Source organism: Lichenihabitans sp. Uapishka_5 (genome assembly GCF_033947565.1).
Lineage (GTDB): Bacteria > Pseudomonadota > Alphaproteobacteria > Rhizobiales > Beijerinckiaceae > Lichenihabitans.
Window position 1 is genome coordinate 1 of the sequence record NZ_JARPVX010000131.1, and the last position, 6,806, is coordinate 6,806.

A 6,806-nucleotide genomic window follows, 5' to 3' on the forward strand; every position below is an offset into this window, starting at 1 on the left:
GCGGCAGTCCGCCCGCTACCTCGGCCGACTCTGCTCGAAAGGCAGCGGCTCTAAGAGCCCGTTTGGAAAGACGTGTGGCGGTTTCAGCGTTGCCATGATTCAAGCTGTTGATGTGGACAGCATCGAGCCGGGGCCGGATGGCCGAGATCGAGAAGAAGACACGCCGGTACCCGACCGACCTGACGGATGAAGAGTGGTCGCAAGTCGAGCCGCTTCTGCCCAAGCCGGGAACAACGGGGCGGCAACGGCGCATCGACCTGCGGGAGGTTCTCAATGCCATCCGCTATCTCGCTCGAACCGGGTGTGGCTGGCGGATGCTTCCGGTTCACTTCCCTCCCTGGCAGACGGTGTACTGGTGGTTCCGACGCTTTGTGCGCCTGTTCCTGTTCAGCACCATCCACGGCTTGGCGGTGATGATCGATCGCGAGCGCGTTGGCCGGGAGGCCAGTCCATCGGCAGGCATTCTCGACAGCCAAACCGTCAAGGCCCCTGCGCCCGGGGCCGAGCGCAGCTTTGACGGCGCCAAGAAGATCGTCGGACGCAAACGTCACATCGCGGTCGACACCGACGGCCGGCTGCTCATGATCAATCTGACCCCCGCGGGCATCTCCGACAGTGCAGGAGCCCAGATGATCCTGGGGGCAATCCGCAAGCGCTGGCCCTGGATCAAGCACCTGTTCGCCGACAGCGCCTACGACCGGGGCAAGCTGATGAACAAGGCCGCCTATCTCGACTTCGTGGTCGAGGTTGTCCGACGCATCGCGGCCGAGCCCGGCTTCAAGGTCTTGCCCCGGCGCTGGATCGTCGAGCGCACCTTCGGCTGGATGACACGGTGGCGTCGCCTTGTGCGCGATTACGAAGCGCGCCTCGATGTTTCCGAAGCCATGGTCCACGTCGCCATGGGCGGACTGCTCCTCCGCCGCATCGCTCATCCGTAAACGTTTCCAAACGGACTCTAAGCTCCCCAGGCGCTGTACGCACCTGTCGAACAGCTGCAAGTTTTCTGAGATGCATTGCTCAAGCGCGGTTCGAGACGTCGCCCTAACACCACAAGAACTGATACGGTGCACAAGAGCTCTTCGTCTGTCTCGCCATCTCGCGCGAGACGCGTGATCTGCTTGGCCAACCTGTAGCGGAGATGCGCTCGCCTGCCTGTGGCCACGGTGAGGTCACACGCTTCCAGATAGGCGCGCCGCACCATAGCTTTGATTTCCGGCGTGAAAGCGCCAGCGCTGACCCCTGCGATGTTGGTCATTATTCCAGCCCCGTTGTTCCCCGAGGCTAGCGGATCATTTTGGCACAAGCCGAGCATTCACCCATGTAATAACATGCAAATGATTATTGCTTTCGCATGTCAACGTCCGTTTTGGACGATACGGCATTTAAGACTGTCAGCGTCGCTTGTTCGGTTCTCTACCATGCCGCCCCGGCCGCGCACCACCCGACCACGATCCCGGTCAGCACGGCCGAGCGCGCAAGCCGGCGCTCCGGGTCACAGAACCAGAACGCCAGATCCATCACGGCCAGGACCGGCAGGAGAGCCACGAAGGCTAGGGCGTCACGCATGGTGGGTGCCGCCCACTGTGCTGGCCCGCAGCTCGCGCAACAGGATCTCGGCCCGGCCGAGTAGGACCGAGGCTTGCGTCATATGCTCGGCAAACCTGGCGCGCTCTGGTCTTCCCCCACCGAAGTGGTCCGCGCTGAAGTATGGCTTTGAGCCAATGCGAGGACGGACGAATGCCGAAGAAGATCCACAAGCCTGAAGAGGTGGTCGCGAAGCTGCGCCAGGTTGATGTGCTGGTGTCGCAAAGGCAGACGACGGCGGACGCGATCCGCTCGATCGGCGTGACGGAGGTCACGTACTACCGGTGGCGCAAGGATTTCGGCGGGTTGAAGGCCGACCAAGTGAGGCGTCTGAGAGAGCTGGAAACCGAGAACTCGCGACTGCGTAAGGCGGTCGCGGATCTCACGCTGGATAAGCTGATCCTGAAGGAAGCCGCCTCGGGAAACTACTAAGCCCCGCGCGTCGGCGCGTCTGCATCGAGCATGTGCAACGGCACTTGGCCGTGTCCGAGCGCCGCGTGTCTGACGCGTTCGCAACCATTGTCTCGGCTCCACCGTTTGTATGCGATTTTGCATCGCTGATTCAGGAACCTGCCATGCTGCCTACCCGCAAACTCGGCCGACAGGGCCTGGAGGTGTCGGCCATCGGCCTCGGCTGCATGGGCATGAGCCAGTCCTACGGGACACCGGATGATCCCGAGTCGATCAGGACGATCCACCGCGCGCTTGACCTCGGTGTCACCTATTTCGATACCGCCGAAGTCTACGGCCCCTTCACCAACGAGCGGCTGCTTGGGCAGGCCCTGAAGGGGCGACGCGATGGGATCGTGGTGGCGACCAAGTTCGGCTTCCGCATCAGCGGGGCCGGCAAGCTTGAAGGGGTCGATAGCCGCCCCGAGCACATCCGCGAGGTCGTCGACGCGTCGCTGGCGCGCCTCGGCCTCAACCACATCGACCTGCTCTATCAGCATCGCATCGACCCCGCGGTGCCGGTCGAAGAGGTGATCGGCACCGTTTCGCGGCTGGTCGAGGCCGGCAAGGTGCGCTTTGTCGGGCTGTCGGAAGCGGGGGCGTCGAACATCAGGCGCGCCCACGCAACCCATCCGGTGTCGGTGCTGCAAAGCGAATATTCGCTATGGGAGCGTAATCTGGAGAAGGACATCATCCCGGTGCTGCGCGAGCTTGGTATCGGGCTCACCCCCTTCAGCCCACTGGGCCGCGGATTCCTTACCGGCGCGGTGAAGCGCGCCGAGGATTATCCGGAGGGCGACTACCGCCGCACCGACCCACGCTACGCGGGCGAGAACTTCGACCGCAACGTCGCAGCGGCTGAGAAGGTCAACGCTGTCGCGGCGCGTAAGGGCGTCAAACCCGGTCAGATCGCGCTGGCCTGGCTCCTTGCCAAGGGGGACGATATCGCCCCCATCCCCGGCACCAAGCGCCGGACCTATCTCGAGGAGAACGTCGCTGCGGCCGACGTCCGGCTGTCGGCCGACGACGTCTTGGCACTCGACGCCGCCCTGCCGCCCGGCTCAATCGCCGGCCCGCGTTACACCGAGAACCAGATGGCGATGGTGGATCGCTGAACCGCTTCCAGACCGGCAGTGTGCACCCCGACCACCGGGAGGTACAAACGCGCGCCGCTTCCAGGCGGCGCGCTCGATAGGAGAACATCGAAATGGCAGACGACTCGACCCCGGCGGTTCGTCACCAGTTGTTCCACTGGCTTCGGCCACGAACTAGCAAAACTGGTGCTTGACCATGTCCACCGGGCCGTCGTCATGGTTCGCGACAGAGCCATCGGCAACCCCATCCATCAGCTTCGCTGATTCCCACATGGGTATACTTGTAAGAGACGAGGCGAGCTATGCATTGCGGCCCGAGGCGAAGGTTTCGTGTTCTTTCCCCTCTGCATCCGGGTCGGGACTCACCAGCCGTCCGAGCCCTTCGACCGCGAAGGCCACAGCAGTTCCATAAACCAGGTGAGCGACGACGCCGCGGGCACGGGTCAAGGCATGATATTGGTGGTTGGGGGCACTAAGGCCCAGAGCAGGCACCAAACCTTCATCCAAGATCAAGGACATTCCGACGCCACTGGCTAGGGCTGCGCCGATCGGCCTTAAGCCGGTGTATTGCCGCAAAAGGCCGTAAACCGGTCCCCAACCTATGCCGATAGCGAAGTGGATTGCCTTTCCCCACAGGGCTTCCTCCTTGTCGGAGAGAGACACATCCATCGCTTTGGCCAATTTCTGAGCGGCGACCAAGGACGAGGATGCGCCAGGCCGGACCTTCTTTTCATGCCGATCGACATTTTCCGGGGTCACCCACTTCAATGGAGTTTGTGCAAGGTTTGTCACCTGCGTGGCCAATAGACCGGCAAACAAACCGATGGCGAGGTCAATCATCATGGAGTGTTTGGGGGCTTCAACCAACATTGCCGACACCTATCTATAAAGCTGGTTGAAGATAACGCTCGTCGTTAGCCATCCTGATTGAGACCATCTTCCTGCTTGTCAGGACCACCCCCTGCAGCTTTCGCGTCAGCCTTGGCCTTATCGATACGAAGGTCCTGCTCGACCTGTGTCGAATTGTTGAACCCACTTGCGCCTTCCTTGGCCTTCTTCGAAGCCTTTCCACTTTGACCTCCGTTCATCAGCTTGTCGATGTGATTGGCTTCAAGGTCCAGAGCTGTCGAACTATCAGAGGAAGCTGAACCTGAATGCTGTGCCATGGTGTGGCTCCTTGATGAGAAAGAATTGAAAACGGAGTAGGGCTTTAATGGAAAACGAACTTCGCGCCCAAGGCGAGAACTCCGCAGATCGCGACAGCGCCTACGACTAGGATAGCCAAAAAAATCTTTGGTGTTGCTCGCTTATTCTCGAGGCTTTCGCTTTTGGTCACTGGCTGTGATACTTGTAGATTATCAGACATACCTATCCAATCAATAATATTGCATAAGGATGCATCTCAGAAATATTTGTTTAATATGATAAATAACTTATGTTGCATTAGGTGGATAAAGTACTGTTTGCTTCCGCGATCCGCTGCAGGTCCCACGTGATCTCACCGAGGCGCAACACGTCTCGCAACATTTTTGTTATACCTTTCGAGGCACGTTGACCTTTTAGGTATAGCACAGGAAGGCAAGCACCAGCCTTCTTGAAGGCATTCGGATACCGCTCGCGATGCTGATGGATTGGGAGCATAGTAGGAACCAACCCGAGGGTTACGCGCGGGTGCTGCTGACCACGATCAATCTACACCCCAGGCGGTGCGGGAGGCGGCCAGACTGGGGGCATGACAGAATGTCACATAGGTGAAGGTGTTCTACAAGGGATCGTGATGTGGTGCGGATCTTTCAGCACGAAGGTCTTCGCCATGAACGACAACCTTCCACCCGACATATTGCGTCAACGATTTCAGGATCGATCGCCAGGGGCTTGGGTCGCACACATCCAGGAAGTCCGCTCCATCGGCGTCCGAGCTCTCGCCAAGCCCGAGAGCCTGACCATGGGGGAGATCCAGGACATCGCTATGGGCTTCCTCATGGCCGCTGGAACCCTGGAGAAGATGGCCCACGCGCCAGTGTGATCTGATTATGGAAGCATGGCATCGGGAAGCTCGACAGCCATCAATGGTGAGACGGAAACGGCCACCACGGCTGTAAGCAATCGCGTTCCGTCCTCTTGTTCGACATCGACCACCACGGCCGTGCTGCGACGACCCTGGCCAATCTCGTCGGTGGCCATGCTCAATGCGCCCTTCACCCCCACTGCACGCGCGGCCTCTGGGGTGTTGAACTCCGCAACCTCATCGCGGGCGCTATATTCCGAGTTACGGAGATGGATGAATAGCATCGGCATGGTCGTGCCTCACAGGAGGCGCGAGCCGGGGCAGCAGCCGTCGGCGCCTCAAGAGATAGGCCAACGATGGCCCTTCCTAACAGGACACCCCCTAATAACAATATACAGGATTAATGTTTTCGTGCTCAACATCATCCCGGCTTCCGCAAGCGCCGGTGCAAATAGTTTTCGTCAAAGCCTGAGAACTTGGTCAGCGCCACCGGATTTTGAATACGCAACACGCCGCGGCGCAGCTCGATCGCACCCGACCGGCGCAACTCCTGGAGGGTCCGGTTGACGTGCACAGGGGTCATGCCGAGCGCGTCCGCCAGCACAGCTTGGGACAACGGCAATTCCATCTCGTCGTGGTTGGCGACCCCGGCACGAACTGCCCGGGCGTAAAGTTCAAGCAGGAGATGCGCCGCACGCTCGGCGCTGTTGCGCCGGCCGAGGCTCACGATCCAGGCTCGCAGCGTTCCCTCATCGACGAGTTGCGCGATGTACATGGCCCGGGCGATCCCCGGGAAGGTGTCCATCATCTCGTCCATGGTCTGACGCGAGATCCTGGCGACCTGCGCCTCTGTCGCGGTCTGGATGCTGTGATCCATTTCGGCCAACATGCCGATGTGGAGGTCACAGGCGTCGCCCGGCATCATAAAGGCCATGATCTGCCGGGAGCCGCTGGGCAGCACCTTGTAGCGAAACGCCCAGCCCTCCAGCAGAACGAACACGGGGCCGGGCTGATCGCCTTCGCGGATCAGGTCCCGGCGTGGGCCGAAGGCTACAGACGACCGGGTCGCTTCCTCAAGCGCTTGGATTTCCCGAGGCGTGAGTTCGGCGAACCCACGAAGTTTCTGGATAAAACGGTTCGCCATAACAAATATTTACATGGGTCATAGCAACAATGATACTATCATAAATTAATTTCAAGCGAAAATAACCCTTATGCATTCGCGCACCGTTCAATTGACCGTTGATCGAGGGTGCGATGAATATTTACCGTGGCATCCATATTCCAGTGTAGGTCAAAGTGGCCGAGTAGATGGATGATCTGTTCTCATCTGTGACTACCACTACGAACGATCGATCATCGCCCTTCTCGTAGATGGCATCACGAGCGACGTCGGAGATCAGCCGCATCGCCGCCTTGCGCACATGCTCGAGGTCTGCGAACTCGGTGCCCTCTTCATCCCTTTGCATCATACCGGTGCTTTCAATTACCCATAAGTCGCTGGCCGGCTGATTTTCTCCGATCTGTTGTCGGCGGAGGCTCATCCGTGATTCATCCCTCAGCACCGAATCGCTTGAGGCGGCGTGCGCATGGGATGCGAGACGACAGATCTGTCGACTGTCCGTCGTCAGGCTTTTTGGGACAGCTGGCGGCGTGAACTAAGGGTGGGT

9 protein-coding genes and 1 pseudogene are annotated in these 6,806 nt (G+C 59.8%); 4 read left to right on the forward strand and 6 right to left on the reverse strand.

Annotated elements, in window-relative coordinates; translation table 11 throughout:
- Positions 1 to 110: 110 nt before the first annotated feature.
- A complete protein-coding gene (locus P7D22_RS21860; RefSeq protein ID WP_319936381.1) occupies positions 111 to 938 on the forward strand; it encodes an IS5 family transposase in 828 nt (275 codons plus the stop codon).
- A gap of 475 nt (positions 939 to 1,413) precedes the next feature.
- Here P7D22_RS21860 and P7D22_RS21865 read toward each other — a convergent pair whose 3' ends face one another.
- The gene (locus P7D22_RS21865; RefSeq protein WP_319936374.1) at positions 1,414 to 1,566 is read right to left on the reverse strand and encodes a hypothetical protein; all 153 of its coding nucleotides are present in this window, start codon (positions 1,564 to 1,566) and stop codon (positions 1,414 to 1,416) included.
- Positions 1,567 to 1,737: 171 nt separating this feature from the next.
- Here P7D22_RS21865 and P7D22_RS21870 point away from each other — a divergent pair.
- Together P7D22_RS21870 and P7D22_RS21875 are read left to right on the forward strand one after the other, a co-directional pair.
- Positions 1,738 to 2,084, forward strand: a pseudogene (locus P7D22_RS21870) (transposase); the annotation flags it as partial.
- Between the two features lie 75 nt (positions 2,085 to 2,159).
- On the forward strand, positions 2,160 to 3,149 hold the full coding sequence (locus P7D22_RS21875) for an aldo/keto reductase (RefSeq protein WP_319936382.1): 990 nt from the start codon (positions 2,160 to 2,162) through the stop codon (positions 3,147 to 3,149).
- A 279-nt stretch (positions 3,150 to 3,428) separates the two neighbouring features.
- Here P7D22_RS21875 and P7D22_RS21880 read toward each other — a convergent pair whose 3' ends face one another.
- The gene (locus P7D22_RS21880; RefSeq protein ID WP_319936375.1) at positions 3,429 to 3,998 is read right to left on the reverse strand and encodes a hypothetical protein; all 570 of its coding nucleotides are present in this window, start codon (positions 3,996 to 3,998) and stop codon (positions 3,429 to 3,431) included.
- Positions 3,999 to 4,042: 44 nt separating this feature from the next.
- Positions 4,043 to 4,294 (reverse strand): hypothetical protein, encoded by a 252-nt coding sequence (locus tag P7D22_RS21885; RefSeq protein ID WP_319936376.1) that lies wholly within the window; start codon positions 4,292 to 4,294, stop codon positions 4,043 to 4,045.
- Between the two features lie 647 nt (positions 4,295 to 4,941).
- Between P7D22_RS21885 and P7D22_RS21890 the strand changes: the two genes are divergently transcribed.
- The gene (locus tag P7D22_RS21890; RefSeq protein ID WP_319936377.1) at positions 4,942 to 5,154 is read left to right on the forward strand and encodes a hypothetical protein; all 213 of its coding nucleotides are present in this window, start codon (positions 4,942 to 4,944) and stop codon (positions 5,152 to 5,154) included.
- A 5-nt stretch (positions 5,155 to 5,159) separates the two neighbouring features.
- On the opposite strand, the gene P7D22_RS21895 is transcribed toward P7D22_RS21890, so the two are convergent.
- From P7D22_RS21895 to P7D22_RS21905, 3 genes are all read right to left on the reverse strand, one after another.
- Complete coding sequence (locus tag P7D22_RS21895; RefSeq protein WP_319936378.1) at positions 5,160 to 5,426, reverse strand: DUF6894 family protein; 267 nt, start codon at positions 5,424 to 5,426, stop codon at positions 5,160 to 5,162.
- A 131-nt stretch (positions 5,427 to 5,557) separates the two neighbouring features.
- Complete coding sequence (locus P7D22_RS21900; RefSeq protein ID WP_319936379.1) at positions 5,558 to 6,280, reverse strand: Crp/Fnr family transcriptional regulator; 723 nt, start codon at positions 6,278 to 6,280, stop codon at positions 5,558 to 5,560.
- 121 nt (positions 6,281 to 6,401) lie between these two features.
- Positions 6,402 to 6,680 carry a DUF6894 family protein gene (locus P7D22_RS21905; RefSeq protein ID WP_319936380.1) on the reverse strand — a complete coding sequence of 93 codons (279 nt, stop codon included), beginning with the start codon at positions 6,678 to 6,680 and terminating at the stop codon, positions 6,402 to 6,404.
- Positions 6,681 to 6,806: the final 126 nt, after the last annotated feature.